We start from the raw sequence: 26,404 nt of genomic DNA, 5'->3' as shown, positions 1-26,404 counted from the left end.
TTCAGGAACCGGTATGCTGCAGCGCGGCTTCCGGGCGGAACGCGCGTTCCTTCAGGTCCTGGATGCGGTCACGCAGCCGCGCGGCCTCCTCGAACTCGAGGTTGCGTGCCTTCTCGTACATCTCCTTCTCCAGGCGTTCGATCTCGCGGGTGGCATGGTCGGGGGTGTCGGCGTACGCCGGGGACGTCTCGGCCACGCGACGGTCGCGCCCCCGCCGGGCCTGGCGCGGATCGGCCCGCGCCTCGAGGATGTCGGCGACCGCCTTGCGGATGCCCAGCGGCGTGATGCCGTGGCGCTCGTTGTGTGCCATCTGTTTCTCGCGCCTGCGCTCGGTTTCCTCGATTGCCCGCTGCATCGAGCCGGTGACCGTGTCCGCGTACAGGATCGCCATGCCGTTCACGTTGCGCGCCGCGCGCCCGATGGTCTGGATCAGCGAGCGCTCCGAACGCAAAAAGCCCTCCTTGTCGGCATCGAGGATCGCAACCAGCGAGACCTCGGGCATGTCCAGGCCTTCGCGCAGCAGGTTGATCCCGACCAGTACGTCGAATTCGCCGAGGCGCAGGTCGCGGATGATCTCCATGCGCTCGACCGTATCGATGTCCGAGTGCAGGTAACGCACCCGCACGCCGTGCTCGGACAGGTAGTCGGTCAGATCCTCGGCCATGCGCTTGGTCAGGGTGGTGATCAGCACCCGCTCGTTGCGCTCGAGGCGCAGGCGGATCTCGGACAGGCAGTCGTCGACCTGGGTGCTGGCCGGGCGCACCTCCAGCCTTGGATCCAGCAGGCCGGTCGGCCGGACCACCTGTTCCACCACGGCCCCGGCGTGTTCCAGCTCATACGGCCCCGGAGTCGCGGAGACGTAGATGGTCTGCGGCTGCAGGTGCTCGAACTCCTCGAAGCGCAGCGGCCGGTTGTCCAGCGCCGACGGCAACCGGAAGCCGTACTCGACCAGCGTCTCCTTGCGCGAGCGGTCGCCGCGGAACATCCCGTTGATCTGCGGTACCGAAACATGCGACTCGTCGATCACCAGCAACGCATCGGGCGGCAGATAGTCGAAAAACGTCGGTGGCGGCTCGCCGGCGGCACGGCCGGAAAGGTAGCGCGAGTAGTTCTCGATCCCGGAGCAATAGCCGATCTCGAGGATCATCTCCATGTCGAACACCGTGCGCTGCTCCAGGCGCTGGGCCTCGACCAGGCGGTTCTCGTTGCGCAGGAAGTCCAGGCGTTGCTTGAGTTCCTCGCGGATCTCATCCACCGCCGCAACCAGGGTCTCGCGCGGCGTCACGTAGTGGGTCTTCGGGTAAATCGTCAACCGCGGCACCGTGCGCAGGACTTCTCCGGTCAGCGGGTCGAAATAACTGAGCTTTTCGACCTCGTCGTCGAACAGCTCGATGCGCACCGCCTCGGCCTCCGATTCCGCCGGGTGAATGTCGATCACCTCGCCGCGCACACGGTAGGTCGCCCGGCGCAGTTCCATGTCGTTGCGCGTGTACTGCAGCTCGGCCAGCCGGCGCAGGATTTCGCGCTGGTCCACCCGGTCGCCGCGCTTGATGTGCAGCACCATCGACAGGTACTTGCGGGGATCGCCCAGGCCGTAGATCGCCGATACGCTGGCGACGATGATCGCGTCGCGCCGTTCCAGCAGCGCGCGCGTCGCGGACAGGCGCATCTGCTCGATGTGGTCGTTGATCGACGCGTCCTTCTCGATGTAGGTGTCCGACGACGGCACATAGGCCTCGGGCTGGTAATAGTCGTAATAGGAAACGAAATATTCCACCGTGTTATGCGGGAAGAACTCCTTCATCTCGCCGTAGAGTTGGGCCGCCAGTGTCTTGTTCGGCGCGAGGATGATCGTCGGCCGCTGCACCTGTTCGATCACGTTCGCGATCGTGAACGTCTTGCCCGAGCCGGTCACCCCGAGCAGCACCTGGTGCGCGAGGCCGGACTCGATCCCGTCGACCAGGGCCCGGATCGCCTCGGGCTGGTCGCCGGCCGGCTGGTAACTCGACACGACCTCGAGCCGCTGGCCCGCTTCCGCCTTATCTTGCACGTCTGATTTCAGTATCATTTCGCAGTGCAGCGACCAACGCTGCTTCCCTCATTCCAGTGCTTGCCAGAGGCCCGTCTTGGACATCCAACTTTCCGAACGCGTTCAGCGCATCAAGCCCTCCCCTACCCTGGCGGTCAGCGCGCTTGCCGCGCAGCTCAGGTCCGAGGGCCGCGACATCGTCGGTCTCGGTGCCGGGGAGCCCGACTTCGATACCCCGGAGCATATCAAGCAGGGCGCGATCGATGCGCTTGCCCGCGGGGAAACCAAGTACACCGCGGTCGACGGCACCGCCGCGCTGAAGCAGGCGATCATCGCGAAGTTCGAACGCGACAACGGCTTCCAGTTCAAACCGAACGAGATCCTGGTTTCCTCCGGCGGCAAGCAGAGCATCTTCAACCTGGCACAGGCGCTGCTGAACCCGGGCGACGAGGTGCTGATTCCGGCGCCCTACTGGGTCTCCTACCCGGACATCGCGCTGCTCGCGGACGCGACGCCGGTGTTCATCACTGCAACGCAGGAAAGCGGCTTCCGGATCAACGCCGAGCAGCTGCGCGCTGCGATCACGCCGAGATCGCGGCTGATCTTCCTGAACAGCCCATCGAACCCGACGGGTGCGGCCTACAGTGCCGATGAACTCTCGGCGCTGGCCGAGGTGCTGCGCGAACACCCGAACCTCGTGATCGCGACCGACGACATGTACGAGCACATCCTGTTCGGCGGCGCGAAGTTCGTGAACATCCTGAACGTCGCGCCCGACCTGGCGCCGCGCACCGTGGTGCTGAACGGCGTGTCGAAGGCCTACGCGATGACCGGCTGGCGGATCGGCTACGCGGGTGGCCCGGCGAAATTGATCGGCGCGATGAAGAACGTGCAGTCGCAGAGCACCTCCAACCCCACCTCGATCGCGCAGGCGGCTGCGGTCGTGGCTCTCAACGGCGACCAGCAGTGCGTGCGCGACATGTGCGTCGAATTCGAGAAGCGCGCCCGGCATGTCGTCGACGGCCTGAACGCGATCCCCGGTGTCGAATGCCTGATGCCGGACGGCACCTTCTACTGCTTCCCGAGAGTAACCGGCGCGATGCAGGCCCGCGGCATCGCCGACGATATCGAGTTCTCGCGCCGTCTGCTCGACGACGTCGGTGTCGCACTGGTTCCGGGCAGCGCGTTTGGCCTCGACGGCCATGTGCGCATCTCGTTCGCCACCAGCCTCGCCGTGCTCGACCAGGCGCTCGAGCGCATCGGCCGCTTCGCCCGCGGCGCTTGACTCGCAGAGCGCCGGACTTTAGCATTCGCGGCTTCCCAATCCCCGGTAGCTCAGTCGGTAGAGCGGGTGACTGTTAATCACTAGGTCGGCGGTTCGAGTCCGTCCCGGGGAGCCAGATAAAACAACGACTTAGGCCACCTTTGCAGGGTGGCCTTTTTCGTTTCTGGGGTCCGTGTAGCCACGGTATAGCCAACTCTCGCCTTCACGCGCCTGCCGCGTAGCCAAGCGTTGGGGAAAACCAAGTCAGAAAACGAGACCGGCACCCATGATCTTATCGGGCTTCTCTTATCGCCCGCCGGGGGTCGTTCTTCCGGAGCCGGGGTCGCCCGGTTTCGGCATCGCCCCTGGACCTTCAACGCCCTGCGCTGGCGTCACATTCCGGGTCCCGGGGTTGATTCGGCCCGGTTCCTGAACCGGGATTTGTCCTGAGCCATGTGAGGGGGCGACCACGCCCGGGGAGGGGGTGGTCAGGCCCGGCTGGCGAGTGGAGCGCCCTGAATCGGGTCGACTGGAGGCTCCGCCTTCGTCGGCCGATCGGGAATCGGGGTCATTGGGGTTCTGCGGCGTATAATTCGCTCCCTGGTTTCCGCCGATGGGGACATAGCCGCGGGCTGCGGCGGACTCGATAACAAGGCCGAAAGCGAATACCGCTCCCAGGACACAGGACATGGTCTTGAACATGTGGGACCCCCGCTGTATGCGTGGTGGTTTCTGGTGGCCCGGGCCTCTGGAGGCGCTCGGGCGGGTTGCCGGGGTGGCAGATTGTCAGGGGACAATCATTGTCCCGTCATGCTGACGGGTTCCTGCTCCGCCAGTCGCGTGGTGAATTCACCTTCGAGGGTGATGCAGCTTTCGGGCTCGATGGTGTTGCGCACGACCTGCCGCATGGGGCACAGGTCTGCGCTGAAGCGTCCTTCGGCGGAACCTTTGCCGTCGTTCACTTCCAGGCGGTCGAAGTCAACGGTCGTTGTGGCTCCGGCGGAGCGGGTGTTGGCGACCAGTAGGGTGACGCCGTCGTCGGTTTTCCGGTAGTAGGAGACGTCCGCTTGGTGTGGCTGCGCGTGGACGGCGTCCATGTCGCGGGTGGCCAGCATCCCCAGTTCGATCGAGAGCATCCCCGCGCGTTGCACCTTTCCGGATTCGGGATCGAAGCCGGTGATGCGTATGCGGACGTACTGCCGGTCGACACCCACGCCGGCGGCACCCATGGTCTCTTCCATCTGGCGACGCTGTTCTTCATCCATGTTCGCCATCATTCGGGCCATGGGACTTTCGGGCATCGTGATGGGTTGCCAACTGGCCGAGGCCAGGTTCTCGCCGTCGACTTCACCATGGAGGATGGTCCACTCCAGGGTTTCGGTTCCGACTGTGGCCTGGAGCGAACCCAGCGGTGTCATGCTGCGGATGTCCTGGGAGTCCATGTCGCTGATGTCCTGCGCCGCGACCGGCGTGCTCATGAGCGCGGTCGTGACGAACAGGCCGGCCGCCGCCACGAACAGGCGACTGGTGCGGGAGCAAGTGATCTGGATCGGCATGGGGCAATGTCCTTTGTGAACCCTGGATGGGTAGCGTAACGGAGGGCCGGATGCCTACAGGGCGTCCAGCGCTTCCTGGGCCGTGGTGCTGAAGTGCTCGCGGTCGGCTGCGACCACTTGCTGCAGGAAGTCCTGCCACTGCTCGGCCGCCCCGGGTTCGTCGGTTAGCCAGGCGGGCTGTTGCAGCATGATTTGGGCGAAGGCGGCGGGTTCGAATTCCCGATGCAGCGCCGCGTGCTCGGCAAAGATGGTGGGCCCAATCAGCCCGATGGTGCCGGTCGCGGAGTTGTTGCCTGCATTGGCCAGGGTATTCATGTGCCGCCTCATCGGCGGCTCGAGAAACGCCAAGTCGGCCTGCTCGCTGGCGATGAGCTGGCCCACGACAACGGTGCCCTGTTCACGCGCGGGGTGGCGATCGAAGGCGTCCATGCTCGCCAGGCTCAGTGCCACGGCCGCGGCCGGGTTGACCGCCCAGTCGTCCAGGTGTGCCTCCATCGTCAGGCTGAGCTGTTCGAGGACCAGGGCCGCGTGTTCCGACGAGCGCCGCGCATTACCCAGGATCCGCTGCGCCACCTCGGTGGTCTCGGCATCGGTGCCGGTCCATAGCATCCGGACGGTTTCCGTATAGACGTACTCCGGATCCTGTTCGAGCGCCCCGCCGAAGGAGGTCACCGTGGCCTGCAAGGTCTGCTGGGCGTTCAGCCTCGCCTCACGTCCGTGCTCCGGGCTGGTGGCGATCGCGAAGACCGGTTCCAGCGCCGGGTTGGGCGGCACCTCCCGGTTGTTGCGCAGATACCCGCCGAGGCTCTCGATCCCCTGCGCCTGATGCGCCTCGGTGGAGCCTTCCCGAATCAATCGGGCCAGCGCCCCGACATGCAGATCATGCACGATCTCGAGGTTCATCTCCGGAGTTCCCGGTTCTGCCGTGCGCCCCCGGAACGGCCGGATCAACTCTTGAGTGAGGCCCCCCAGGGCGTCGGTCGCAGCCTTGATGGCCTCCGGCGTTTCGGCTGCCATGGCCGCCTCCAGTATTCGCTCCATCGCGCGTTCCGCCCCCATCTCCGATTGGGCGAACAGGCCGACCAGCCGGGGTTCGCCCACCGCGGTGGAGCCGCTGACGTCGAGCGCGAGATCCAGGGCCTCTTCGGTCCCGATGATGACCAGCAGGCTGTGTGTGGCCCGGCTGTTCTCGCTGGCCAGGTCCTGATGGGAGCGGATGTAATCCAGCGTCTGGGCGGGTTCGATGAAGTCGAAGTCGGCGAGCTTTTCGAGGAAGAAGCGGGTGGTCTCTGCGTCGTGGTCCAGCGGGAATAGGGCCTGTGCCAGATCGGCCTGGACGGTATCCGGCAGTGCCTCGGTGCGCAGCAGGCGCGCCGCATGCTCCGGCTCGGAAGTCGCCAGCCCGATGATGTCGGCGCCCAGGCTCTCTGGATCCATGCCGCTGTTCAGGGCGGCGCCCATCAGTCGCCGATAGGTGCCGGTGCGTTCGCTGTAGCCGGGGTCCAGGATTCGCTGGCGTGCCATCGCGGGTGCCTCCGGGGCCTCGATGTGGTACAGGGTGCCCAGCGCCGCCAGTTCGACATGCTCCGCGACCCGGGGGTCCAGGTTTCGGGCTTCGATCCCGTCGATGAGTGCGTGGATGGCTTCGCGTGCGGGCAGACCGTGCACGCCCATAGCGGCGATGTCTTCCAGGGCAGAGAGCTGTCGCATGTGGCTGAGGTCGGCCAGGCGTTCGGCGTGCTCAGCCGCAGTGCGGCCCTTGTAGGTCGCTTCGGGGTCGTGTTCGGGCGGTGCCTGGCGGGCCATCTGCTCGGGGTCATCGCCCTCTGCCTGAGCCTCCGGGTCACCACATGCGAGCAGACTGGGGAGTGCCAGGGCGAGCACGAGCAGAAGGAGAAGAGGGCGTGTGTGGAACATGGTCAGCCTCGCAAGGGATGGTGGTGTCGACCAGCCGAGTTAAGCTCAGATCTGGTGTACGGGGGGGTAGGAAGGGTGGCGTATCCTGCTGGCTGATCTCTCGCCAGATCACAGCCAACAAAAGGAAGGATACGCCATGACCGAGTCTACTCTCCGAGCTCTTTCACAACCAGAACTGTCGATTGCGGATCCGCTGCACGACTTGCTGCGGCAAGGTGCCCGCGACCTCATCGCCCGGGCGGTGGAAGCCGAACTGGCCGGATTTCTCGACCAGTATGCGGCGCACCGACTGGAGGACGGACGCCAGGCGGTGGTCCGCAACGGCCATCTGCCGGAGCGCACCGTGCAGACCGGAATCGGCGAGGTGAGCGTGCGGGTGCCGAAGGTTCGGGATCGCAGCGACGGGGGTGTGCGCTTCAACAGCACGCTGCTGCCGCCGTACCTGAAGCGGGCCCGCAGCGTCGAGGAGTTGCTGCCGTGGCTCTACCTCAAGGGCGTTTCCACGGGCGACTTCCAGGAGGCCCTGGCGGCGCTGCTCGGGGAGCAGGCCCGAGGGCTATCGGCCAATACGATCTCGCGGCTGAAGGCACAGTGGCAGGCGGACCATCGGAGCTGGAGCCAACGTGACCTGTCCGACCGGCGCTACGTGTATTTCTGGGCGGATGGGATCTACAGCCACGTGCGCATGGATGATCGCCTCTGCCTGCTGGTGATCATCGGCGTCACCGAGCATGGCCGCAAGGAGCTAGTGGCGGTCGAGGATGGTCACCGGGAGTCGGAGGCCAGTTGGGCCAGTGTGCGCACCGACCTGCGTGAACGCGGTCTCGGCACCGGACCGAAGCGGGCCATCGGCGACGGCGCACTGGGGTTCTGGAAGGCCCTGCGCAAGACCTGGCCGGACGTGGCGGAGCAACGCTGCTGGGTGCACAAGACCGCCAACGTGCTGAACCAGTTGCCGAAGTCGATGCAGCCCAAGGTCAAGGCAGAACTGCAGAACATCTGGATGGCCGAGACCCGGGAGGCGGCCCATGCCGCCTTTGATCGGACCCTGAAGCGCTTCGATGCCAAATATCCCAAGGCGATGGAGCGCCTGCACAAGGACCGGGAGCCCCTGCTGGCGTTCTACGACTTCCCCGCCGAGCACTGGGTGCACATCCGCACGACCAACCCGATCGAGTCGACCTTCGCCACGGTCCGTCTGCGCACGCGGCGCAGCCGCAACTGCGGGTCACGCGATAACGACCCTGGCGATGGTCTTCAAACTGCTCCAGAGCGCCCAGAAGCGCTGGAAACGCATCAAGGGGTTCCGCAAGCTGGAGCTTGTCATCAACAACGTCCCGTTCCAGGACGGGGAACAAGTGACGGATCAGTCAGACAGGAAAGCGGCCTGACCGCCATACACCAGATTTGACAATAACTCACTGCCAAATGCCCGACCACGCCACCCCGCCGGTCCTTCACGGCTCCGAGCGGTCCATCGTGTTCTCGCGCATATGGCTGCCCGGAAGCCGGACGAAAGCGGCCTTCGGGGTTGTACCCACCGGCTGCCCGACAAGGGAGAGGACTCTGCCCACGGTGCCGGGCAAGGTCCTCGGCTCCCGGGTCCTATTGGGCTGCCTGCAAACTCGCGTAGCTGTTCATCAGATTCCGATAATCCGGGATGTGTTCCGCGAACAGTGTCCCCAGGCCCTCTACATCGTTGCGCCAATCGCGATGCAGTTCACAGGCCACCCCGAACCAGGTCATCAACTGCGCACCGGCGGCGGCCATGCGCTGCCACGCCGCGTCGCGGGTAAGGGCGTTGAACGTCCCGGAGGCATCAGTGACCACGAAGACCTCGTAACCCTCTTCCAGCGCCGAGAGCGACGGAAAAGCCACGCAGACTTCGGTGACAATCCCGGCAATGATCAATTGTTTCCTGCCGGTGGCCCTGACCGCCTGCACGAACGCATCGTTGTCCCAGGCATTGATCTGACCGGGACGCGCGATGTACGGCGCCTCCGGAAAGGTCTCCTTGAGCTCGGTCATCAAGGGGCCATTCGGGCCGGACTCGAAACTCGTGGTCAGCACGGTCGGCAGTTCAAAGTACCGGGCAAGCGCGGCCAGGGCCAGGACATTGTTCCGGAACGTATCGGGATTGAGATCGCGCACCAGCGACAGGAGCCCGGCTTGATGGTCCACCAGCAGGACGGCGGCATCGTCTTTGTTCAGTCGAACATAGGGTTTGGTCATGGCAGATCTCCTCGTTGAGTTCCCCCAGTCGGGGGTAGAAAGGGCGGGCCAGTGGCTCGTCTGGCAAGCGTGTCGTCGTCAGGGCGACGAGGGCATTTGCCCGAACCGACCGGCGTTGAAGTCGCGCACGGCCTGCGCAATCTCCTCGCGGGTGTTCATGACAAACGGGCCATGCCCGACGACCGGCTCGTTCAGCGGCTGGCCACCGAGCAGCAGGACGACGCTGTCCTGGGCGGCCTCGAAGCCCAGCGTCGAGCCGTCGCGCTCCAGTACGGCCAGTTCCGCCGGGCCGACCGTCTGGCCGTCGACGCGGATCAGCCCGCTCAACACGAACAGCGCCGTGCTGTGCCCCGGCGGCAATTCGAGCGAAACGCGTCCACCGGCCTGAAGCCGCATATCCCAGACATTGATCGGCGTGAACGTGCGGGCCGCGCCTGCCGCCTCGCCGTACCGGCCGGCAATCACGCGCACGGTGCCGGCCCCGTCGGGAAGAGGAACCCGCGGGATCTGGTCGTGCGTGATGCCCTGGTAGGCCGGCGCGGTCATCTTGTCGCTCGCCGGCAGATTGACCCAGAGCTGGATCATCTCGAAGGGGCCGCCACGCTGCGCGTAGTCGTCGCTGTGGAATTCCTCATGCAGAAGCCCCGATCCTGCGGTCATCCACTGCACGTCGCCGGTGCCGATGGTCCCTCCGGCCCCGGTCGTATCCCGATGCGACACTTCGCCGTGATAGACGATGGTGACGGTCTCGAACCCGCGATGAGGGTGCGCGCCGACACCCCGTCGCCGGCTGGTGGGTTCGAAATGGTGCGGACCCGCATAGTCCATCAGCAGGAACGGGGAAATCTCGTCCCCCAGGTCGTGGTAGGAGAAAACGGTGCGGACGGGGAATCCATCGCCGACCCAGTGGCCGCTGTTGCTGCGCTTGATGTAGGTGAGCTTTTTCATGGCGCCTCCTGTGTTGATGACTGCAACTCTAGCGATGCAGGGTTGCCGCCACTAGGTGGTAGAATGCTCAAACTCTATTCATCTGGTTGAACAATCGGCATGGATCTCAACGAGAGCGCGGTGTTCGTGAAGGTGGTGCAAATGCGGAGTTTCAGCGCTGCCGCCCGGCAACTCGGCCTGCCGACCTCCACGGTAAGCACGCGGGTTGCCCGCCTGGAGCGGCGGCTCGGCGTGACCTTGCTGCAACGCACCACCCGCCGGCTCAGTCTCACCGAACTCGGCGAGATCTATTTCCATCACGCGGCCGCCGGACTCGGACACATGCTCGAAGCGGAGGCCGCTGTGACGGCATCCATGGGCGAACCAACGGGTCGGCTACGGGTAACGGCACCCACAGACCTTGGCGATACCATCCTGGTCGGCTTGCTCGAACGGCTGCGCAGATCCTACCCGCGTATCGACGTCGATCTGTCCCTCACGGAAAGCTACTTGGACCTGGTGGCCAAGGGCGTCGATGTCGCCATCCGGGCCGGCGAGCTGCGCGACTCGACCCTGATCGCGAAACGGGTCGGTATCGCGTGTTGGGCACTGTTTTCGAGCCCGGACTATCTCGATGCCGCACCGCCGCTGGCATCACCACGTGGCCTTCGCCGGCACCGTTGCCTCCAGTTCACGTCATTCGGCAAATCGCAATGGACACTATCGAATCGCAAGGACAGTGTGACTGTACCGATGGATGGCAACCTGATCGTCAATGACCTGGGCGTGATTCGCCTGTTGACCCAGCGCGGGCAGGGAATCGGGATACTGCCCACCTACATTTGCCGTGAAGACATCGAAGCGAGAAGGCTGGTGAGGGTGCTCCCCACCTGGCAGGCCCGAGCGGATCCCGTCCATCTGGTCTACCCGCGCCAGCGTTTCGTGCCGCCCAAACTGCGGGCTTTCATGGATGTTGCGGCCTCGGAACTGGGCGGGCTGCTCAACGGCTGATCTCAGGGTGAGCAGCCGCAATCCAGTTTCATTCGTTTCGCCTCGGTGGGAAACGAATGCGAGGCTCTGCACGCGTACGGATAGTGCATCTGGGCGCTCTCTACCTCGTCCTTCTGCTGTGTGCCCTCGCCCCCGGTCACCGAGCAATGAAGTGGTCTACTTGTAGCGGACGCCTTTGTTGTGACTGATTCGGTAGACTCAACCTGGGTCCAGGGCATGCCGCCCGACCGATGCTGCTGTTTGCAAGGAGACCGAGGTGCGGTCGCTGTTCTTGAGTGTTTTGCTCGCTCTTGCCGCCGTAATCGCGAGCGCGGCACAGGCGGAGCCGGTCGTCCGCGTCAACTTGGCCTCCGAAGAGATCAGCGCAGTGGCGATGGACGGCCACCAGGTCTGGCTCCGGCTCCGACCCACGGCGGTGAGCCGGCTCCAGGCGATCGCCCAGCAGCATCAGGGCGAGTTACTGGAACTGACGGTGGCCGGGCACCAGGCGCTGAAGTTTCGGATCAACGAGCCCGTGGGCCCCGTCGGCATTCAAATCAATGACCCCGACCCGGTCCTGCGCCAGGAACTGCTTGCCCTGCAGCATCAGCTCCTGCAGGGCGACGGTTCGCGCTGAGCCCCACTTTCAGCTGCTCGATCCGGCCGCGGCCCGTTCCGTACCCAGCGCACACACGCGGGTGCCGGGTTAGGTGTTGCGCCTTTTCGGTTCCTCGTCAACCCGAGTGGAATCCGGCCAGTGGCTGAGCCATGATCGGTACGGGATTCCGGACAGGAGCGAAGACATGCGCAGGACGAGAACCATCCGAATCGGCCACGGTCCGCAAAGGGCGCCCTCCGCTTGCGCATCACTGGCGGTTCGGGGGCCGATATCCACCCGAGGGGTCTGCGATGGAATTCTTTGCCACTGCCCGCATTGGCGCTGACGCCGGCGGTCTCGAGCAACAAATCACGATAGAGCGTCTTCCCGACTGGTGCGCCTCCATCGATACCGTGTTGGAACAGTCGGGTGACAGCGGTCGAATCTACTGCGTGTGGGGCGAATTCGTGGTGAGCCGGGAGACCATCCGCGGCGGCGTACGCTTCACCCTTCCGGGCTGTCCGAACGCGCTCGCCTGGACGATCACCACCGATTTGCCACCCGACCCGGACGCGGTGGTGATCCACTGCACCATCAACCGCCGGGAGCATGACCCCGACTTCATCGAGACCATCGAGGCTTTCGTGGATGACTGGCGGCAGGGGCTCGAAGCAGGGATGAAGGCATAGTGCCGACGCCTGCTTGCGCAGACCATCCTCTCCTGCCCCCCGCCGCGCCCGTTTCGAATCACGCGGCCTTTGCGTTCTCGCGCGTAGCAAGAATCAACCAGAGCAGGACGAGCGGGATCAGTATGTCGGACCACAGGGTCGGCCCGATATTGCCGAGCGCCAGATTGCCCGTGTTGATCACGTCGTAAAGATGCCCGGTCGCCGCGCCGATGAGGAAGATACCGTAGCCAAGCGAGGTCGCGATCAGAAAGCCGCGCGAGGCGAAGGGCGCGATCAGGCCGAGAATCCCGAAGGACAGATTCATCAGGCCGAGCTCGGCGACAAAGGGGCTGTAGGCCCAGTCGAGATAGGCCGCGATGCTTTCGCCGGTAAAGATCTGCTTCAGCCCCGCCATGAACCCCTGGACGCCCACGCCGACGAACACGAGATGCTTCAGGAGGATCGGCCGATACCGCGCCCCGATGTTCCGACGATGGTGCCACCAGAGCGCGGCGCTCACGGGCGGAATCAGCAGGAAAAGGATGTGGAACGCGGCGATGAACGAACCGTGGGAGGTCATGGTCTGCTCCTTCTTCTTCAGATTCGCGAGCGGCGGCGCGCGATGCTCCAGCCCCTATCGCGCGAAACGGCGCCTCAATGCCGACAGCGGTATCAGCGCGAGCCAGACATAAAGTGCGGCATCGGTGGAAAACGGCGCGATCGCGATCGAGGCAGCGGCGACGAGCGGACCGCTGCTCAGGCTGACGCGCAATTGCCGGATGCGCAACCGCTGCGCCTCGTCGTGCCCCTGCCCCGCCAGCGCCGAGGTTAGGATCGCGATCAAGATCAGCCAGGCCGCGAGCAGTAGCCCGGAAAAGGTCGCGACCGCGACGGCATCGCCGGGGAAGCTGGTGAGGTTGCCGAGCGACCACGGCGTCAGCGTCACGGTCGCGAGAAAGGCGAGGTTGAGGACGTGAATGCCGGCGACGCCGCGCCCGATCCGCTCCAGCACCATATGGTGCAGCTTCCACAACAAGCCGACGATGAAGAACGAGACGGCATAGCTGCCGATCAAGGCCGCATTGCCGGCAATGACGTCGGTGAAACGCGCATCATGCGCAGCGTCCGGCAGTCGCAGTTCGAGTGCGAGCAGCGTCAGAACGATGGCGAAGACGCCGTCCGACAATGCCTCCAGCCTATGCGGCGCCGGCGAAAACCGCTCCTGCGCTGCCCCCTGCCCCGATCCGCGTAACCAGCCGAACATGCCTCCTCCTCACGCTCGCGGCCAGGCGGCCTTCCGTAGACACCCCTTCAGTCGGCCCACAGGGCGTCCAGCGAAAACGAGATCGCGTCGAACGGCGGCAACTGGACCGGGTTGTCGTTTTCCCGTGCGGCCAACAGCAGCCAGCGGCCGTCGTGGTTCTCGAAAGCCTCCAGCGTCCGCAGATCGGGATCGATCAGCCACGCGTGACGCACCCCGGCCGCGGCATAGATTGGCAGTTTCTCCACCCGGTCGACCCGCGCGGTCGATCTGTCGAGGTCCTCGCCCGGTTGCAACCTCGCGGTCGCGTAGCGCCTGACCCACCGCCCATTTTCATGGATGGCGCCCCAGCGCGTATGGCCGACTCATGTTCCCCTGCCCCTAACCTGCGCGACCGGCACCAGCGTTCGGTCAACCGCGCCCGCGCGGGCAATGTGGAAGATCGCGCGGCCCCAGCGGGCAGGCGCGTGGAAGGGACAGACCACCACCGGAGCCAGACACGCCGTGGCCACCCGGCTACCCCAGGGGGATTCGATCCCGATTGCGCGCGAGCCACTGATCAAAGGTCTCGAGCGCTGGGTTGAGAAACCGTGCCTGGTCCACGTCACGGGCGCCGCAGAATTCGGCATTGAAGTCGCGCTTGAACTGAAACATGTTGCCCAGATCGTCGGCGCCCTGGAAACCGAAGCCCCGGTACACATCGGGGGGCACGTCGTTGTAACGGACCTCGACGCCTAGAGCACGGCCCATGGCCGCTGCCATTTGAGCCCCCGTCAGATGCTCGCCCGCGATGCCTACCGTCCGGCCGATATAGTCACCGCCCCGCTTGAAGATGCCCAAGGCGCAGCGGCCGATGTCCTCGCAGCCGATGCCCGGCAGCTTGGCATCGCCCATGGGCATGGTGATGGCGTACACGCCGTCGGACCCGCGCTTCGGACCCAGGCCGAAGTAGATGAAGTTTTCCCAGTAGAACGAGGTGAGCAGGCAGGTGGTCGGGACACCGCGCTCGGTGAATGCCTGATTGGCTTCGCCCTTGGCGTCGAAATGCGGCACCTTGTACCGACCCATGAGCGTGGGCATCCGGTCGTCATCCAGCGGCACCCACTTGCGGGTGTCCTCCAGGGTCGACCAGATCACATGCCCTAGCCCCGCCGCCGCAGCCGCCTCGGCCATGTTGGCCGCCTGGGACAGCTCCCGCTCCGGGGAGAAATGCTCCCAGAAGTTGGTGACGCAGTATGCGCCCCAGGCCCCCTCGAATGCCTTCTTGAGGCTCTGTACATCGTCCAGGTTCGCCTCCACCACCTCCGCGCCGATCCGAGTCAGTTCCCGGGCGGGCTCCGACTGGGCATTGCGCGTCAGGGCGCGTACCTGAAAGTGGCCTTCCGGATCGCTGCGTATGGCGCGTGCCAGCCCGCCCCCCTGGGCCCCGGTGGCGCCGATGACAACGATGGTTCTCACAGCAGCCATGGGCCACCTCCCCTCGCACAGCGGATGAACGGGCTCTGATGGACTGACCGGTCACGGATGCCCCGGAGCAGCCACCCGCCACGGAACCACCACACGACGAAGGCCCCCGATGTGACGGGTCACCACGAAGTATAGCCACCAGAACCAGGGTCCGCCCACAGGGATCCGCTGTGCGCCGACGTGGCCCGTCTTCCATTGTTTGCAGGCTTCTCGGCACTCCCGCGGTGATCTCTGCTCGTCGCCGACGCCTGATCGCAATCTCTCGCTTCCCGAGGTGCGGTGAGCGTTGCGGCCGCTGGAGCCATGGCCGACTACCCGGCCACTCAGCGTGTTCGAGCCCCACTCGGAGCAGGGTTTCCGCTTAATCGCGGCGGCGGCCATCGACGCCGATGCCCTGCGGTCGGTGCAAACCCAGGTTCGCCGGCCGCATCCTGCGGGCATTCGTGCGCCGTGGGCGCATCGATGCCCACACCTGCAAAACGATGAAAACGTGGAACCACGGCGGCGGGTTCTCGCTCATAGGGCAACGGAAAATCCGTCTCCGACACTCCCTGGTAGACCGATTTCGGTCGCATAGGCTGGCGCCGCCGCTCAGAAGGGGCTTCCGTTGGGACTTGACAGGCCCCCGGGGCAAAGGGATATTGCGGCGAAGGCGGTTGGATTCCCTATCCGTCAACGACGTGCCCATGGATTACATCGCCCCCACGATCGAAATCGACTTGAGCGAACTCCTCGGGGACAATGAACTGCCTGAACCGATCAAGCCGCAGGGTAAGGGTTATCTTTACTGAGCGTGAAGCCCAATTGGCCACTTTATCCTGAAAGTCTCGTAAATCGGGGACGACCTTGACCAGTTAAGACGAACTCGGGAGTTCGACCATGACCATTCGATTCATGTTTTACTTTCGTGCTTTTCTTGTCGGCAGCGTGTTGATGTTAGCCGGTTGCGGCAATGGCGGCGATGGGCCAGGTGCGAGCCGCTCAGGCGGTGCTGACGTTGACCGAATGGCTGCCGGTCTGGGTCCGGGTGAGTACGAGATCGACATTGCCGGATTTGTCGTCTCGACCGGACCCTACACCGGCGACGGCCCGGCCGCGCGTTTCGAACCGCGGACCTACACGGCGTCGCGTGAGCGTGCTGATGGCTTCGGCGGTCGTGAGCGTGTCGATACCTGGAATGCCACCGGTCCCTACCGGATCTGGCTGCACTCGGCGGTCAGCCGCGACGGTGGCGAAGAGGAAATGGCCACCACCTGGGTCCAGTTGCCGCCGGATGCTCGGGCGGGGCAGACCTACACGATTCGTCATTCGCGCATGGCCCGTCAGGGTGAGGCCTACGCCGGTCTGCAGCGAAGAGACATGGTCTGGAGTGAAACCGCCAGGACGCTCGAAGGCGAAATCACTATTGGCGAAATCGGAGATCATCTGACCGCTTCATTCCATTTTCACAACGGTCGTGACGATGACCAGCGCATCGAGATCCAGGGCCGCGTTTATCGCGCACCCTACCTGCCTCGCGGTGAGGCGTTCTTCACCTACACGCGTGATGGTGAAACCGAAGAGGTGTCCGACCGGGTGATGCGCCAGGCCCAGGACCATCGCTTCGAGGTCTGGGCCGATCTGGTCGGCTTCAGTTTTGGTCCTGATCCACAACCGGGCACTTATCAATTGGCCCCGAGTAGGGACTGGGACAATCGTATTGTCAGAGTTTTTGGCGATGGTGTGCGCATGGATTCGGTCGATGGCACCGTTGAACTGACCGAGCAGAACGGGTACTTCACTATGAACTTCCAGTTCACCGCCGATGGCCCGACGCCGGTGTCGGCCGAAGGCCGATTCGAATGGGTGCGCGTTCCATAGGTTGACTCCTGCAAGGCCAATCCCGGAGAAGGTGTCTTCGATCTGAAGTCCTGTACTTGAGATCTGACCGTCCGGGAGAGCCTCGTGACGCGTCATTCCAGCACCGGAAAACCAGCCAGACGCCACATTGCCCTGCTACCGGCCAGTCTCCTTGACTGGCTGTTGGCCGGCGGCTTGTTCCTGCTGGCGCTGGGCCTTTACGCCCAACTGGGACTTCAGAAGCTGTAGCGTGCCCGAAGCTCCAGGCGCCAGTCGTTCTGTCGTTCGCCGAACTCGGTGTTCCGGCCACCGGTGAGCGCCGCGAGACGCCCGCGCAGTTCCAGGTTGGCGATGCCCGTGTAGTTCAGCTCGGGGATCAGCGAAGCGCTGCCGTCGTTCAGATTGACGATCGCGGTCCCGCCGACGGCCCAGTACAGGAGATCCCGGGGTTCGTTGTGCCGAACGCGAAGATAGAGATAATCGCGCATCACCTGTGGTGCGCCGTAGCCGGACGCACGCGCCTGCGCGGCTCGGCGCTGCAGCCGGGGATCCTCCCCGCTCTCGCGGGCGAGATCGAAGAAATTCCGGATTTCCTGGCGCGTGTAACCGGAACCGTTACGGTAGTACTCGGCGATCCAGGTGGTTTCACCCTGCGTCAGATAACGCAACCCCAGAAGTACATCGGTGGACCGGGCGTCGCGGCTGCCCAGCGTCCCGTCATCGTCCACGACCGTGACCTCGCGCCGGCCGAATCCTGCCAGCTCGGCGTGCACCTCGAAATGCGGGGCAAGGTTGCGCGACAGCGCGATTCCCGCAGCGCCGGGGCGGCTGCCGCTGGCACGGGCCGTCAGATGGATGTCGGTATCACGGTACAGCAGATAGACGCGGCCCGCGGGGTTGAGCGCGCTGTCGGCACCGAAGTCCTCGTTCAGATCGTCGTTCACCGGCAGGATCAGCGCATTGAGCACCAGCGTGCGCAGCGGCCCAGCGAAGCTCCGCACGTACTCACCCTGCGCCAGCACAAACCCCTCGCGCGTGAGATCTGGATCTGTGGGGTCCTTCGGTCGTTCCAGAAAGGCGACCGGATTCCAGGCATAGCCGGTGCCCCAGCGCAGGGTGCGTTTACCGGCCTCTGCCGATAGACGGTCGCTGGAGCGGTGGTTCAGATAGAGTTCCTGCACCGTGACGTCGTCACTGCTGCCGAAGACGTCGTCCCGCCACTCGGCCTGCAGGCGGCCGTTCAGCGTGGTGTCATCCCAGCGATACTGGCCGGAGACGTTTCCAGTCGCGCGGTAACGCTGGAAATCGCGGCGCTGCCCGTCCGGAAAGTTCAGGGCATACAGCGCGGAATCGCGGTCCAGCAGGAAATGTTCAAAGGTTCCCTGCAGGTAGCCGGACACCTCGTAGGGCTTGCGTTCGTACCGGCCGACATCGAAGTCGAACTCGAATTCGGCAAGGCCAAGCGCGGGCAACAGGAACAGCAGGAGCCCAAACCGCCTGTGCCTCAACGCCGCAGATCCCCGATCCTGGGCAGGTAGCTCAGCGAGAACACTTCATCCGGAAAATCGCGCCGGGCGATCCCGGAGAACAGCATCACCGAGCGATAGCCGCGCTGCAGCGGGCTGGTCGTTTCGAGCATCGCGGGCCGCACGATGCCGTCGCCGAAATCGGTGATCCGGCTGTACTCCAATGTCTTGATCAGCAGGCCGGTGGCCGCGTAGGCCTCGATCTTCGCCGGCGTCAGGGTCTGCTGGTCCACCCACATCTTCAAGCGATCGTAGGCGACCTCGGGTCCGCGGGCCTGGAGATCGAGCACGTACTGCTCCCCGTCGTCTTCAAGCAGGGTCGCGGTGTACTCGACGCTGAAATCCAGACGCAGGATATCCGTGTTGCTGAACACGCCACCGACGACCGACTGCAGGCTGGTGATCCTGATCGGCCTGCCGACATCGGGAATGTAAAGCCACATGTTTTCCCCGAGGCGCAGTGTCGAGCGGCCGCGCTCGCTCGCGGGATCCAGGAACACCGCCGCCATGCTGTCGGCGCCGCTGCGTACCGTGTACAGCACGAATTCGCGCGAGCGACCGTCGGGTTCGACGTTGATGATCTTCCGATACATCTCGAGCGCACCCGGCTGCATGCGCTGGTCGACCTCCGCGAGCAGTGCATCCGCGTCCACGGCCCAGAGCGGTCCGCAGCCGAGGATCGCGAGCAGGACAATGGCGGCAAAGCGGGTTCGGATCGATCGGATCATGCACATGGTCCTCTCCCTACACATGCCGTAACGCGGTGTTCGGGTCCATTCGCGCGGCCTTCCACGCCGGCTGCAGACTGGCGGCCGCCGCGACCGCGACGACGATCGCGGCCACCCACAGGACATCGCCGAGCGCCAGCGCGGGGGCCAGCACGATCTCCTGGCGCCCGAAAGCGAACTCCAGGGGCCAGACGTTCAGCAGCTGGACCACCCCGAGGCTGATCAGCGTGCCGACGAGAGTGCCGACTACGCCCAGCAGCACGCCCTCGCCCACGAACAGCAAGAGGATCCGGGCCGGCGGTGTCCCGATCGCGGCAATCGTGCCAATCTCGCGCACGCGCTCGTAGACCGACATGATCATCACGTTCATCACCGCAATCAGCACGATCCCGACCAGCATGATGCGGATGAACAGATCGAGCAGATCGATCATGCGCGCGATGTTCGCAAACGGCGTCAACTGATCCCAGGTGTGAACGGTCAGCAGCGGCTGTCCACGCGGATTCACGATGTCGCCGAGCCTCTGTTCGAGACGGCGCGCCACGCGCTCGGTCTGACCGGGATCCTGAAGCCGGATCGCGATCTGGTTCACCTCCGGCGCATCCATGCGCAGCAGCGCACGGGCATCATCGATATGCAGGTAGCCGTCCCGACCACCAGGCCCGGTCACCGCGTCGAGGACGCCTTGCACGAGGAAGGTTCTTCCGTTCACCGAACCATCGACATTGGTCGCGACCAGAACCACCGTGTCGCCTACCTGCACTCCCATGCCGCGGGCAAGCAGCTCCGGGAGCAGGAGCGCACCGGGCTCCAGCAGACCGTTGCGGATCTCGCCATCGAGCAGTCGCCCGGCCAGCAGTGGCATCGCCGCTGCTTCGCGCTCCGGGTCCACGCCGTTCAGCCGGATATTGGTGGTCTCCTCGAAGTCACTGAGCATGGCGCCGAATTTCAGCCGTGGTGTGACCGCCTCCACCTCCGGCATCTCCCGAAGCAGGGCCTCGACCCGGGCGACCATCTCGGGCTTCATGTTCAGATTCAGCGGCAGGTTCTCGATCGACGCGACGTACCCACGCTGGTGTACCTGCAGATGCCCGAGCATCGAGTCGGTGATCTGTCCGATCATGATCTGCTTGAAGGAGGCCGACACCGCGACGAACAGCAACACAGCGACCATCCCGAGCACGATCAGCCCCGAGGTCAGCAGGCTGCGGCGCCAGTACCGCACGAGGTTGCGCGCCGACAACCGCAGCACCCGGATCATGCCGTGCCTCCGGCGCCATTCACGATCCGGCCGTCCTCCAGGTGGAAGACTTCCTCGGCCGCGTCGACGATACGCGGGTCATGAGTGGAGAAAACGAACGTGGTCCCGAATTCGTCGCGCATCGCCTTCATCAGGTCGATGATTCGCAACGCGGTCACATGGTCGAGATTCGCGGTGGGTTCGTCGGCCAGCACCAGTTTCGGCTTCGACGCGAGCGCGCGGGCGACCGCGACCCGCTGCTTCTGGCCACCCGAAAGCTGGTCCGGTCGTTTGTCCGCACGGTCGGCGATGCCGACCGCTTCGAGCAGTTCGGCCACCCGCGCCCGGCGCTGCGCCAGCGGCCAGTTCTGCACCATCAACAGCGGATACTCGATGTTCTCGGCCGCGCTCAGCACCGGGATCAGGTTGAAATCCTGAAACACGAAGCCTAGATTCGCCCCCCGGAAGTCTGCGGCCTCACGCCTTCCGAGGGACGCGACGTCCGTGTCCAGCACGCGCAGCGTCCCGCCCGTGGGGCGGTCGAGGCAGCCGATCATGTTCAGCACCGTGCTCTTGCCGCTGCCGGACGGCCCGACGAAGGCCACGAAGCCACCGGACTCGATCGAGAAGTCGACACCTCGAACAGCATGCACGCTGACATCGCCGGTGCGATACGTCTTGTGCAGACCCGATGCCTGGACCAGGGCCATGGACCCGTACCTCAGTCGGCCCGTCCAAGCGGACCCAACTGCTTCTTTGTGATGTCGCCCCAGTGCTCGAGCTTCCCGGCACCCTCGCCCACGGGCAACGGCGCAACCACAAGCGCCAGCGCGCCTGCGGTGATCATCACGGGAAGGTTCTTCACGACGTCACCTCGACGGCAAGGTTCAAAGGCGGTCCACCCAACCGGGTGCCGAGCGAACCACGATCCTTACCCTATGCCCCGGACAGGCAAGAAGCAACGCCGCCGACAGGACCTCTCGAATGCGGCACCGCGCAGCCCCCCGAGGGCAGCGGCCCGCCGCCGCTGCCCTCGGGGGGCCTTGAATGTCTCGTCAATGCGGGCCAAGAAACGCAAGAACCTGGGGATCGGACACCGGAACATGGCACACTACGAACGTCTCTTGACCTGGTAACCAGAGGTTTTCCCCAACGGGCGCGTCGGTTCAAGCCCCCGAAGGGACCCTCCTCAAACCCACCCGGGCTGATCATTGGCGGTGACCGTGCGCACGGGCACCCAGGAGCTGGTTCCCCGCGACATGCCGACCGTCCCCTACAGGAAGCGCGTAAAGAGGCTGTTCGGCGACGCGGTCTTTCGATACCAGTGCTTTCGATCCCGGCAACAGGCGCACCGGGTACGCGAACGGATCGTCGCCCGGCAAGGGTTTTCGAGGGTCGACTCCCGGGTGCGGAGGGAGATCCGGAACTATTCCCGGGCGGCGTTCGGCAGTACGTCTTTCTGGCCATGGCTCGCGGCCTACACCGAGGTGCACGGGTCGTTCGTACGCGGCTGGATTCCGGACGAACTGTTGGTGTATCGGCTGTTCCCGCGCGCGAACCCGATCGACATTGCCCATGTATCGCTGCACAAGACGCTGGATTACCGCCTGTTCGGCGACATGTGCATCCGGCCGGTGCTGATCTTTGCCGGTGGCTGCATTCACGACGCGGACTACACCCGGATTGGCATCGATCAGGCGCGCGAGGTACTGAAGCGTCATGACGGCGAGGTCGTGATCAAGCGCGATGGAGGCTCCGGTGGCGATGACATTTTCTTCGTGCACGCCCTGGAGCTGGATCCTCAACGCTACTTGAACGAAGGCAACTGGGTCGTGCAGCCGGCGGTACGCCAGCACGACGACCTTGCGAAGCCTTATCCTCACTCGGTGAACACGATCCGGTTTCTGACCACCCTGGATAGCCGCTCGAACATCCGGGTCCTGTTCGCACTCCTGCGGCTCGGGGCCAATGGAGCCCGGGTCGACAACATTGCGAAGGGCGGGCGTTTTCTCTACCTGAACGCCGACGGTCGGGCGCTGACCCACGCGATCGACGATCTGGGAATCGAGTTCGAGGATTGCCATCCGGACAGCGGATACGCGTACCGTGCCATCACCGTGCCGCAGTTTGCGCAGGCGAGAAGCCTGTGCATCGAGGCACATCGTCGTTTTCCCTACGCGGCGATCGTCGGCTGGGACGTGGTCATCGATGCCGGCGGCCGACCGCGTCTGCTGGAATGGAATGCCAGGCTTCCCCACTCCTGGATGAACGAGCCGCACCGGGGGCCTCTGTGGGATGTCGATGATCCGCGGCTGCGGCCGTCTCCACCTGGACACCCGCATGGCACGGGCGGCTGATCCGTCCCGGCTGCCATCCGGACCCGGCGACAGCCATCCGCTGCGGACCTTCCCGCCGGTGTTCCGGTATGCTCGAGACCATCACGACCGGTTCCTGTCGGAGATTGGATGAGCGGTGTAAAGGAGCGGGCGATCCGCGGGCTGTTCCGCCTGCGCGAGATTCAGATGCGCCGATCCTACAATCGGAGGGGGCGTCTTCACGCCCGTCGCCTGGGGCTTCCGGCGAACGCGAACGACGAGGACGCGGTGGCCGAATACCGCAAGCTTTGGTCCCGGGTGGCGGGGAACGTCGATCCCGCCTGGTATCGGATCTACAGCCACGTGTTCGGTCGCGGCGACCCGCGCTTCATTCCGTTGGACGTCTACTACGTGCTCGTGGAACCGGCGCTGAACAATGCGCGGTTCGGCCCCGCGTTCGGCGACAAGAACGGGTATGACCTGCTGCATGGCCGGTTCCGGAAACCCCGGGATTTCATTCGTTACATCGACGGGGTTTACTACGATCGGGCTTACCAGCGGATTGCAGCGGAAGCAGTCAAGGCGTCCGTGCTACCTCCGGGCCTCGTCGAACCCGATGTCGAGACGGTACTGGTGAAACCGGCAATCGATACCCGAAAGGGACAGTCGATCCGCAAGCTCTGGTTCCGGGGCGGAATGCTGCGCGATGCCGCGGGTTCTACGGTCTCACTGGAGGCGCTTGCCCGCGAATACGCACGCGACTTCCTGGTGCAGGAATGCGTGCGGCAGCACTCCTGTACGGCCCGCTTTAACGACTCCTCGTTGAACAGTCTGCGGGTGTACACCTATCGTTCGGTCCAGGACGACCGAATCGTTCCGCTGCATGTGCTTCAGAAGGTCGGCACGGCGGGCAGCTTGGTCGATCAGGGGATGCGGATCGGCATTCGGCCCTCGGGCCGTTACAATCGGTATGGCACCGACGACGACGGTGTCCGGTACGACAGCGTGAACGGCATCGATCTCGACTCGATCGAACCCTTTCCCTTTATCGTGGAGCTGCACCGCCGCGCGGTCGAAGTGGCGTCCCGGTTTGTGCACCACCGGGTTCTGGGGCTGGATTTCGCGGTTCGGGAGGATGGACAGATCCTCCTGCTCGAGGCCAATCCGCACTTCATCGGGCTCGACCAGCTGCAGTTTCATCACGGACCGCTGTTCGGAGAATTCACGCAGGAGGTGATCGAGTACTGCCGCAATGCGCCCAGGGTCGAATTGCTGCGTACGATTCTGCGTTGAAACACGCATCCGGCGTTGGCGCTCCGCCGTCCTGAACTCCCCCTGGCCCGTAAACGATGGGCCCGGCCCAGCCGTCTAGTACAGACGGTTGCGGCGAAACGGCGGATCGGTCAGTCTGCAACTGGATATCCAACGTGGATCCCTGTTCACGCGCAAGCGGTTCTTCGGGCCGGCTCATCGTACGGATTGGGCACGCGCGTTGCGGGAAAGGGATCCCGGCGCCTGCTCGGACAGGTACAGGCGCCGCGATCACCGAGCGCGACGATGTCCGGGAACCTGACAGGAGACGACCGTGCCCCAGCCTTCCCTGATTCCACTGCCCTGCCCGCGAATGCCCGGGGCCGACTCCGATGACCGCTAACCGCAGCCCGCAACTGGAACGACTGTACAGGGAGCACGCGCACAGCCTTGCCTTTGCCGACCGCATCGAAGGTCTAGTGGCAGACGGCAGCGCGGAAAGCCTGGCACAGGGAATCCAGTTGGTGCGCGACTACTACGAGCAGGAGCTTGAAGCCCATCTGCAGCAGGAGGAGCAGACGCTGTTCGGCCCGCTGCTGCAACACGACCGCGAGAATTTCGCGCTGTTCGCGCAGTTGGGCAAGGAGCATGGATTCCTGCGCATGGTCGCCGCCAACCTGCGGCCCGAGACCGCCGAGCGGGATCTTGCGGCGTTCGCCGACGTGCTGCGGGAACACACCCGGACCGAGGACGAACGCCTGCTGCCGCTGGTGGAAGCGCATTTCACTCCGGAACAACTCGATGCCGTGATGCATTTCAAGCCCCTGCCCACAGCGCCGATTCAGCGCCATTCCTGAACGCGAGGCGGCCCTCGTCGCGCCAACACCCAGGGCACACACCGCGGGCAGTCCCATTTCGCCCCGGGCGTTGATGGACTATTGTCAGGTAGGCAACCGTGAAGAGCCAACGGGGAGGAGGCAGCGATGAAGCTTGAATACGAACTGATCGAAGACAGCTTTGACGATACCACGCATATCCGCACGATGACCGAGCAGGCACTGGTGCCGGGCAAGGGCTGGCTGATCCGCACCACGCTCTACACGCCCCACCACATCACGGCGAGCGTCGCGTTCGTGCCAGCGACTGGCGGAGTCGGCGAAGGGCTGTTCGAACCGATCAGCCCTTGAGGCCCATGCGTCGCCCGGTTGCCTCCGACCGCGTGGGCGCCGGGTTCGCTTCGGGCCAGGATCAGCGCTGTCACTTGGCTGCGGCACGATGCAGATGGCCACAGTCCGCCTCCCGGAAGGTTGCGCGTTCCCACGGCGGTCTTGGACCATTCCCAGGGTGCCAGAAGTACGGCGGGTGCCTTTCCTGAGGGCAGCATGGATGCCCCGGTGGTCGCGGATGGCGCCTGCCAGGGTCGGACACGAGGAGGATCTTGCCGATGGAATCGGCGCAGTCGCAGAGCCCCGAACTGAATCTCATCGAGCGCATCGCGGTATCGATCCTGCGCCGACAGAACAGCCGCGACCAGCCCGAGGTGCACCGCTGGCCCGCGCAGGAGCTGGCACAGATCCGCCGCCTCGAGCGTTCCGCGGTGTTGCTCGCCGCGCTCTCCGGGATGATCTCGGGTGCACTGATCGGGGGGCTTGAGGTCTGGCTGAACGTCACGATGCCCGACGCATCCGAATCCTGGGCCCGCTGGATCGAGTACTGGGTGATCTTTCTCGCGGGCTCGATCCTGGTCAGCGTGGTCGAGATCCTGTTTCTGTACTGGGTGGTGCTGCGCCGCGTCGCGCGGATCACATCCATCGCCGGCCTGCATCTCTCGGAACAGGAAATCGACCAGGTGATCGCGATCGGCCTGTCGCGCTCGGCGCTGGATATGCCGGATCCGCGTCAACCCATCTACGGCATCGATCCCTACGCGCGGGTACCGCGGTGGCGGCTGATCGCATACGCGATCCTCTACCGGCTGAAGATCGGCGCGACCAGTTTCATTACCCGGGTACTGTTACGCCGGGTACTGGCGCGGGCCGCAGTGCGGGTCTTCATCCCGCTGATCGCGATCGTGATCTACGCGGTCTGGAACGCGATCATCATCGGCTGGGTGATGCGTGCAAGCCGCGTCCGGGCCGCAGGGCCGTTGGCCGTGCAGGAACTCGGACAGCGCCTACAGGCCGAACGCACGCGGCTCGACGAGCCCACGCGACGCCTGTTGCTGGAAGCGGTTGCCGAGGCGATCCAGTCGGGCGGCACCGCGCACCCCAACCTTCAACTCCTGTTGGGACGCCTGTTCCAGGAACTCGCGATTCCTCCGGGCTCGCTCACGCTCGATTGGGCTGTCCACCACGATGCGCTGGCGGATCTGCCCCCCGAAGTGCAGGATCTGCTGCTGGCCCTGGTCACCGTTACGACGATTCTCGACGGCCGCCCCCGGCGAGCGCAGAAGCGCTTCCTGAAGCGTCTTTACGCTGCCTGCGGCCGCCGATTCGATGCCCGGTTTACCGCCACGGTCTACCGGGATTTCTTCCATGGTCAGGGGATCGGCGCGCTCCGAGGCGAGGCCTGAACGCTCGTGGCGCCGTGGGCGCCC

General features: G+C 64.8%; 24 protein-coding genes, 1 tRNA gene and 1 pseudogene. 12 read left to right on the top strand and 14 right to left on the bottom strand.

Features of this window, described 5'->3' with window-relative positions; all coding sequences use genetic code 11:
• Position 1: 1 nt before the first annotated feature.
• Positions 2 to 2,068, bottom strand: a complete 2,067-nt coding sequence (gene uvrB / locus THITH_RS08320; RefSeq protein ID WP_006747532.1) for an excinuclease ABC subunit UvrB — start codon at positions 2,066 to 2,068, stop codon at positions 2 to 4.
• A 58-nt stretch (positions 2,069 to 2,126) separates the two neighbouring features.
• Between uvrB and THITH_RS08315 the strand changes: the two genes are divergently transcribed.
• Together THITH_RS08315 and THITH_RS08310 are read left to right on the top strand one after the other, a co-directional pair.
• Positions 2,127 to 3,314, top strand: coding sequence for a pyridoxal phosphate-dependent aminotransferase (locus THITH_RS08315; protein WP_006747533.1), 1,188 nt, complete (start codon positions 2,127 to 2,129; stop codon positions 3,312 to 3,314).
• A gap of 39 nt (positions 3,315 to 3,353) precedes the next feature.
• Positions 3,354 to 3,429 (top strand) — tRNA-Asn (locus THITH_RS08310).
• Positions 3,430 to 4,090: 661 nt separating this feature from the next.
• Here THITH_RS08310 and THITH_RS08305 read toward each other — a convergent pair.
• Together THITH_RS08305 and THITH_RS08300 are read right to left on the bottom strand one after the other, a co-directional pair.
• On the bottom strand, positions 4,091 to 4,849 hold the full coding sequence (locus tag THITH_RS08305; protein ID WP_006747534.1) for a hypothetical protein: 759 nt from the start codon (positions 4,847 to 4,849) through the stop codon (positions 4,091 to 4,093).
• A gap of 54 nt (positions 4,850 to 4,903) precedes the next feature.
• Positions 4,904 to 6,766, bottom strand: a complete 1,863-nt coding sequence (locus THITH_RS08300; protein ID WP_006747535.1) for a hypothetical protein — start codon at positions 6,764 to 6,766, stop codon at positions 4,904 to 4,906.
• A 136-nt stretch (positions 6,767 to 6,902) separates the two neighbouring features.
• Here THITH_RS08300 and THITH_RS08295 point away from each other — a divergent pair.
• Positions 6,903 to 8,157, top strand: a pseudogene (locus THITH_RS08295) (IS256 family transposase).
• Between the two features lie 214 nt (positions 8,158 to 8,371).
• Here the strand turns inward: THITH_RS08295 and ycaC are convergent.
• Together ycaC and THITH_RS08285 are read right to left on the bottom strand one after the other, a co-directional pair.
• Positions 8,372 to 8,998, bottom strand: coding sequence for an isochorismate family cysteine hydrolase YcaC (gene ycaC / locus THITH_RS08290; protein WP_006747537.1), 627 nt, complete (start codon positions 8,996 to 8,998; stop codon positions 8,372 to 8,374).
• 78 nt (positions 8,999 to 9,076) lie between these two features.
• On the bottom strand, positions 9,077 to 9,946 hold the full coding sequence (locus THITH_RS08285; protein ID WP_006747538.1) for a pirin family protein: 870 nt from the start codon (positions 9,944 to 9,946) through the stop codon (positions 9,077 to 9,079).
• A 99-nt stretch (positions 9,947 to 10,045) separates the two neighbouring features.
• Between THITH_RS08285 and THITH_RS08280 the strand changes: the two genes are divergently transcribed.
• The 3 genes from THITH_RS08280 to THITH_RS08270 all read left to right on the top strand — a co-directional run bounded on the left by THITH_RS08280 (position 10,046) and on the right by THITH_RS08270 (position 12,202).
• Positions 10,046 to 10,936, top strand: a complete 891-nt coding sequence (locus tag THITH_RS08280; RefSeq protein ID WP_006747539.1) for a LysR family transcriptional regulator — start codon at positions 10,046 to 10,048, stop codon at positions 10,934 to 10,936.
• A 256-nt stretch (positions 10,937 to 11,192) separates the two neighbouring features.
• A complete protein-coding gene (locus THITH_RS08275) occupies positions 11,193 to 11,552 on the top strand; it encodes a hypothetical protein (RefSeq protein WP_006747540.1) in 360 nt (119 codons plus the stop codon).
• Positions 11,553 to 11,824: 272 nt separating this feature from the next.
• Positions 11,825 to 12,202: a hypothetical protein gene (locus tag THITH_RS08270; RefSeq protein WP_006747541.1), complete on the top strand. Its 378-nt coding sequence runs from the start codon at positions 11,825 to 11,827 to the stop codon at positions 12,200 to 12,202.
• 58 nt (positions 12,203 to 12,260) lie between these two features.
• Here THITH_RS08270 and THITH_RS08265 read toward each other — a convergent pair whose 3' ends face one another.
• The 4 genes from THITH_RS08265 to THITH_RS08250 all read right to left on the bottom strand — a co-directional run bounded on the left by THITH_RS08265 (position 12,261) and on the right by THITH_RS08250 (position 14,909).
• Positions 12,261 to 12,761 (bottom strand): DUF6790 family protein, encoded by a 501-nt coding sequence (locus tag THITH_RS08265; RefSeq protein ID WP_006747542.1) that lies wholly within the window; start codon positions 12,759 to 12,761, stop codon positions 12,261 to 12,263.
• 54 nt (positions 12,762 to 12,815) lie between these two features.
• The gene (locus tag THITH_RS08260) at positions 12,816 to 13,445 is read right to left on the bottom strand and encodes a TMEM175 family protein (RefSeq protein ID WP_006747543.1); all 630 of its coding nucleotides are present in this window, start codon (positions 13,443 to 13,445) and stop codon (positions 12,816 to 12,818) included.
• Positions 13,446 to 13,492: 47 nt separating this feature from the next.
• Complete coding sequence (locus THITH_RS08255) at positions 13,493 to 13,738, bottom strand: Uma2 family endonuclease (protein WP_006747544.1); 246 nt, start codon at positions 13,736 to 13,738, stop codon at positions 13,493 to 13,495.
• A 220-nt stretch (positions 13,739 to 13,958) separates the two neighbouring features.
• Entirely contained in the window at positions 13,959 to 14,909 is a 951-nt protein-coding gene (locus tag THITH_RS08250) for an NmrA/HSCARG family protein (protein ID WP_006747545.1), read from the bottom strand.
• A gap of 879 nt (positions 14,910 to 15,788) precedes the next feature.
• On the opposite strand from THITH_RS08250, the gene THITH_RS08245 reads away from it, so the two are divergent.
• Positions 15,789 to 16,769 carry a hypothetical protein gene (locus THITH_RS08245; protein WP_006747546.1) on the top strand — a complete coding sequence of 327 codons (981 nt, stop codon included), beginning with the start codon at positions 15,789 to 15,791 and terminating at the stop codon, positions 16,767 to 16,769.
• A gap of 215 nt (positions 16,770 to 16,984) precedes the next feature.
• Here the strand turns inward: THITH_RS08245 and THITH_RS08240 are convergent, their stop codons facing one another.
• The 5 genes from THITH_RS08240 to THITH_RS18505 are packed head-to-tail and all read right to left on the bottom strand — an operon-like array spanning position 16,985 to position 21,107.
• A complete protein-coding gene (locus THITH_RS08240) occupies positions 16,985 to 18,256 on the bottom strand; it encodes a hypothetical protein (RefSeq protein WP_006747547.1) in 1,272 nt (423 codons plus the stop codon).
• Positions 18,253 to 19,002 carry an outer membrane lipoprotein-sorting protein gene (locus THITH_RS08235; protein ID WP_041483696.1) on the bottom strand — a complete coding sequence of 250 codons (750 nt, stop codon included), beginning with the start codon at positions 19,000 to 19,002 and terminating at the stop codon, positions 18,253 to 18,255. Before THITH_RS08235 ends, THITH_RS08240 begins: the two co-directional genes overlap by 4 nt.
• A 16-nt stretch (positions 19,003 to 19,018) precedes the next feature.
• Positions 19,019 to 20,263: an ABC transporter permease gene (locus THITH_RS08230; protein ID WP_006747549.1), complete on the bottom strand. Its 1,245-nt coding sequence runs from the start codon at positions 20,261 to 20,263 to the stop codon at positions 19,019 to 19,021.
• Positions 20,260 to 20,952 carry an ABC transporter ATP-binding protein gene (locus THITH_RS08225; RefSeq protein WP_006747550.1) on the bottom strand — a complete coding sequence of 231 codons (693 nt, stop codon included), beginning with the start codon at positions 20,950 to 20,952 and terminating at the stop codon, positions 20,260 to 20,262. The genes THITH_RS08230 and THITH_RS08225 overlap by 4 nt, the downstream gene beginning before the upstream one ends.
• A gap of 11 nt (positions 20,953 to 20,963) precedes the next feature.
• Positions 20,964 to 21,107: a hypothetical protein gene (locus tag THITH_RS18505; RefSeq protein WP_006747551.1), complete on the bottom strand. Its 144-nt coding sequence runs from the start codon at positions 21,105 to 21,107 to the stop codon at positions 20,964 to 20,966.
• Positions 21,108 to 21,459: 352 nt separating this feature from the next.
• On the opposite strand from THITH_RS18505, the gene THITH_RS08220 reads away from it, so the two are divergent.
• From THITH_RS08220 to THITH_RS08200, 5 genes are all read left to right on the top strand, one after another.
• Positions 21,460 to 22,599 (top strand): sugar-transfer associated ATP-grasp domain-containing protein, encoded by a 1,140-nt coding sequence (locus tag THITH_RS08220; protein WP_232222278.1) that lies wholly within the window; start codon positions 21,460 to 21,462, stop codon positions 22,597 to 22,599.
• A gap of 108 nt (positions 22,600 to 22,707) precedes the next feature.
• Positions 22,708 to 23,850 carry a sugar-transfer associated ATP-grasp domain-containing protein gene (locus tag THITH_RS08215; protein WP_006747554.1) on the top strand — a complete coding sequence of 381 codons (1,143 nt, stop codon included), beginning with the start codon at positions 22,708 to 22,710 and terminating at the stop codon, positions 23,848 to 23,850.
• A gap of 350 nt (positions 23,851 to 24,200) precedes the next feature.
• On the top strand, positions 24,201 to 24,665 hold the full coding sequence (locus THITH_RS08210) for a hemerythrin domain-containing protein (protein WP_006747555.1): 465 nt from the start codon (positions 24,201 to 24,203) through the stop codon (positions 24,663 to 24,665).
• Between the two features lie 126 nt (positions 24,666 to 24,791).
• On the top strand, positions 24,792 to 24,995 hold the full coding sequence (locus THITH_RS08205) for a hypothetical protein (RefSeq protein ID WP_006747556.1): 204 nt from the start codon (positions 24,792 to 24,794) through the stop codon (positions 24,993 to 24,995).
• A gap of 257 nt (positions 24,996 to 25,252) precedes the next feature.
• Positions 25,253 to 26,380, top strand: coding sequence for an LBF_2804 family protein (locus THITH_RS08200; protein WP_006747557.1), 1,128 nt, complete (start codon positions 25,253 to 25,255; stop codon positions 26,378 to 26,380).
• Positions 26,381 to 26,404 lie beyond the last annotated feature (24 nt).

Origin of the sequence: Thioalkalivibrio paradoxus ARh 1, from assembly GCF_000227685.2 — a bacterium.
GTDB lineage: Bacteria > Pseudomonadota > Gammaproteobacteria > Ectothiorhodospirales > Ectothiorhodospiraceae > Thioalkalivibrio > Thioalkalivibrio paradoxus.
The sequence above is the reverse complement of the archived record's forward strand: the minus strand, read 5'-3'. Positions and strand labels throughout refer to the sequence as shown.